The sequence below is a fragment of the Sulfitobacter sediminilitoris genome, from assembly GCF_010667575.1.
In the GTDB taxonomy this organism is placed as follows: domain Bacteria; phylum Pseudomonadota; class Alphaproteobacteria; order Rhodobacterales; family Rhodobacteraceae; genus Sulfitobacter; species Sulfitobacter sediminilitoris.
Window position 1 is genome coordinate 1 of the sequence record NZ_JAABNT010000059.1, and the last position, 3631, is coordinate 3631.

A 3631-nucleotide genomic window follows, 5' to 3' on the forward strand; every position below is an offset into this window, starting at 1 on the left:
AATACATCAACGGCTTCTACAATCCGCGACGGCGGCATTCAGCATTGGGCTGGAAAAGCCCGGTCGCCTTCGAAAGGAAAGTGGCTTAAACGAGCACTTGGAGCGGCACGAAAACGGGACAGGTCCATTGTCCGCAATGCAGCACCCGCGCAAATGTCTTGCTTGTCCGCTGAGCTGGCCTATGTCACTTCAGAGACAGCGTCCGGTTCCGGGATAAGCTGTCGTCCAACGGCGAAAGCGGACGTCGCCGGAGCATCGGCTCTCCCCGTGTGACCGAAAACCGTGCCTGCCGCCCGACCATGGCACAGATTGGGACGGAATGCCTGTCCTCATATCCTCCAACTACGTTGGGATCAGAGTGCGACTAAATACTCAGTCTGGGGAACCGCGAGATTTACAGTTCCAAGGATAAATTCCAATTAAGAACTGACCACTCACATACGAACTGACTGAACTTTAAGTTTTGAGTTTCCGCCTCCGCGATTTAGCCCGCATCCATCTGTGCTGAAGGAGTAGACATCGAGATCTCGCGCTCTTCCTTTGTCATCTCGCCCTCAATGCCCTCGAATAGTGGAGTGGAAAGATACCGCTCCCCCGTATCCGGTAGCATGACTAGCATTACTGATCCCTCTGGAGCATTCTCAGCCAGGCTCATTGCAACGGCGAAAGTTGAGCCGCCCGAGATACCAGTGAAGATGCCTTCCTGCGCAGCCAGTCGGCGGGACCATTCAATTCCATCCGGTCCGGCGATCGGGATCAAGTCGTCGTAGTATGACTTGTCTATTGCCTCCTGCAAAACCCAAGGAATGAAATCCGGTGTCCAGCCTTGTATCGGATGCGGCTCAAAATTCGGATGGCTTTCCGTTGGCTGGCGGGCCTCGTTGCGGGTGTTCACGTAGCCGGAGGATACGATTGCGGCATTTGCAGGCTCAGTGAGAATGATCTTAGTGTCGGGCCGTTCCTTGCGAAGGACACGAGCCACACCCGATACTGTGCCACCTGTGCCATACCCGGTGACCCAGTAGTCGAGCCGCTGATCCTTGAAATCATTCAATATCTCTCGGCCCGTTGTGTTCTCATGAATATCCGCGTTGTCTGCGGTCTCGAACTGACTGGCCAAAAACCAGCCATTCTCTTCGGCCAACTCCTTAGCCTTCATGTACATTCCCAAGCCTTTCAAGGCGCGCGGCGTCAGGACGACCTTGGCGCCTAGGAACCGCATGAGCTTCCGCCGCTCGACTGAGAAGCTATCGGCCATCGTGACCACTAGCGGATATCCTTTCGACGCACAGACCATGGCTAAACCGATCCCTGTGTTGCCTGACGTCGCCTCGACAACGGTTTGCCCCGGTTTCAAACGGCCATCGCGCTCGGCGGCCTCTATGATGTTGAGCGCAAGGCGGTCCTTGATTGAGCCACCAGGATTGAAGGCTTCGGCCTTTACGTAGACCGACACATGCGCCGGGGCGATCCGGTTTATTCGAATACAAGGGGTGTCCCCAATAGTATCCAGCACGCTACCGTAGAGTTGCCCCCGACCCAATGTTGTTCTGATACCCATGTGTCTTCCTCTCCGTTTGCCTATAGCTACATTGCCATATCACCTCAATTTTTCATACAAGTTCCGCTGAGAGGCCCCGACCAAGTAAGCAAAGACGGTAGATGCAATGCCTCGCATATGCGTCAGCCTTGCGAGCTAACGCACCCTGCACTAGGAAAGTTATATGAGCCCAACGACCGTTCAGCGCCGTTTAGCAGCGATCATGTCCACGGATATATCCGGGTTCTCACGCATGATGAACGCCGACGAGACAGGGACCCTTGCCGCCGTCAACCAAATCCGCAAGAAAATCTTCGGCCCAACCGTAGCCGCTCACAAGGGGCGCTTGGTTAAGCTGATGGGTGACGGTGCACTGGTAGAATTCGGCAGTGTGGTAGACGCCGTGGCTTGCGCCGTCGAGATACAGACCGCAATGTCTACCCGAAAGGAGGACCCGCAAGGCAAGCCGCTCCTGCAACTTCGGATCGGAGTCAACCTTGGCGACATTATCGTCGAGGGTAAAGATATTTTTGGCGATGGTGTGAACCTCGCTGCGCGCCTTCAGGAAATTGCTTCTCCGGGTGGGATAAGCCTTAGCGCAAGCACTCATGAACACATTGCCAAGAGGATCGAAGCAAGTTTTGCCGATGATGGCGAACATCAATTAAAGAATATCCCCACGCCGGTGCGTGTGTTCCGTTGGTCTCCGGAGCTAGACAGCAACACCCAGAAAAGTCCTAGCAGCGTTCAGCTCCAGCGGCCGGAAAAGCCCTCAATTGCCGTCTTACCTTTCGACAATATGTCTGGTGACGCGGACCAAGATTACTTTGCGGATGGTGTCGTCGAGGCAATCACAGCCACGCTCTCGCGCATCCGGTCCTTCTTCGTAATCGCGCGGAATTCGTCCTTTGCCTACAAGGGTCGACACATGAATGTCCGGGATATCGGGCGCGAGTTGGGCGTGAAGTACGTACTTGAAGGATCGGTCCAACGTGCGGGGCAACGCGTTAGAATCACTGTGCAGCTGATCGAAACCGATGGAGGGGCGCACCTGTGGGCAGACAAGTATGACGGGTCTCTCGACGACATCTTCGATCTCCAGGACAAGATAACGGAAAAGGTCGCTGGCGCCCTGCAGCCCTCAATTCAACTTGCGGAGATTGAACGTACGCGGCGGAAGCCGCCTCATGATCTTGGCGCGTATGACTACACGATGCGCGCTATGCCCGATGCCTGGATGCTAGAGGAGCAAGCAGCGGCAAGAGCGTTGGAGCTTCTAGACAAGGCTCTCGAGATCGATCCCGATTATCCAATGGCACTTGCTCTCGCCGCTTGGTGCTGGGCGCAACGCTCTGTGTATAACTGGGTCGCTGATATCAGCAAAGCGAAGGCCGAGGCACTATCCCGCGCGGAACGGGCCGCCCAAATGTCTTCCGACGATCCATTGATACTGTCGGTACTAGGCACGGTTCACACATTTGCACGCAACTATGGTGCTGCTCGTGTCCTTCTCGAACGCGCGATCCAGCTCGATCCCAATTCCGCATGGGCATTGAGCCGTTTGGGCTGGCTCGAAACCTATGCAGACCGGCCAGAGATGGCCATGAAACACTTCGAACGGGCGATGCGCCTAAGCCCGCTAGACCCGATGAATTTCAACAATCTTGTAGGTATGGGCAGCGCTCATCAGGTTGCCGGTGACGACAAGCAGGCGGCAGACCTATTTATTCGCGCTCTGCAAGAACGCCCGAATGCACATTGGGTTCACCGAAACCTCTGTGCCGCGCTGTTGGGCGCAGGACGCGAGGAAGAAGCTCGCAAGTCTGCAGAGAAGTTAATGCGCGCCCATCCAGACATGACAGTGAAACGCTTCAAAGAGGCAATGGTCTTCTCTCCAGACGTGCTTGAGCGGGTTGGCAAACAGATGGCAGTTTTAGGGATCCCAGAATTCTGATACTTGCAGGGGCTTTGTTGCACAAATGGCGTGAGGGGATTCATGTTGTGAATCCAGTGTGATAGCTGGAGGTCATGAGTAGCTGGGCACCGACAAGATACAAGACCACGAACTGGTCGGCTTACAATAGCGCGCTG

2 protein-coding genes are annotated in these 3631 nt (G+C 55.2%); one reads left to right on the top strand and one right to left on the bottom strand.

All coding sequences use genetic code 11. The features are described 5' to 3' along the window. Positions 1 to 484: 484 nt before the first annotated feature. Positions 485 to 1561 carry a PLP-dependent cysteine synthase family protein gene (locus tag GV827_RS23015; RefSeq protein ID WP_164356642.1) on the bottom strand — a complete coding sequence of 359 codons (1077 nt, stop codon included), beginning with the start codon at positions 1559 to 1561 and terminating at the stop codon, positions 485 to 487. Positions 1562 to 1763: 202 nt separating this feature from the next. Between GV827_RS23015 and GV827_RS23020 the strand changes: the two genes are divergently transcribed. Next, positions 1764 to 3494 carry an adenylate/guanylate cyclase domain-containing protein gene (locus GV827_RS23020; protein ID WP_268895789.1) on the top strand — a complete coding sequence of 577 codons (1731 nt, stop codon included), beginning with the start codon at positions 1764 to 1766 and terminating at the stop codon, positions 3492 to 3494. Positions 3495 to 3631 lie beyond the last annotated feature (137 nt).

What these genes read in the sequence shown, in the direction of transcription:
- GV827_RS23015 (WP_164356642.1), bottom strand. Translation starts at nt 1,561, where the DNA reads ATGGGTATCAGAACAACATTGGGTCGGGGGCAACTCTACGGTAGCGTG.
- GV827_RS23020 (WP_268895789.1), top strand. Translation starts at nt 1,764, where the DNA reads ATGTCCACGGATATATCCGGGTTCTCACGCATGATGAACGCCGACGAG.